1 pseudogene is annotated in these 232 nt (G+C 72.4%); it reads left to right on the forward strand.

Features of this window, described 5'->3' with window-relative positions:
• Positions 1-232: pseudogene (locus B9S61_RS02470) on the forward strand (hypothetical protein); the annotation flags it as partial.

A 232-nucleotide genomic window follows, 5' to 3' on the forward strand; every position in this document is an offset into this window, starting at 1 on the left:
GAACCGCGACGACAGCGCCGTGCTGCGCGGCTGGGTCGCCCTGTGCGACGCGTGGTCGCTGGCCCACCCCGAACCCGAGGAGTACGAGCCCGCGGCCGTCGCCGAGGTCGTCACGGCCATGCCGCAGGTGCTCTCCTTCCTCCAGCTGTCCGCCGGTCCGGTCCCCGTGCCGCAGCTCCTCGACCTGCTGCAGCAGCGCGTCACCGAACTCCGTACCGAACGCTGCGAGATC

This window comes from Streptomyces sp. SM1 (assembly GCF_002910825.1).
In the GTDB taxonomy this organism is placed as follows: Bacteria; Actinomycetota; Actinomycetes; order Streptomycetales; family Streptomycetaceae; genus Streptomyces; species Streptomyces okerensis.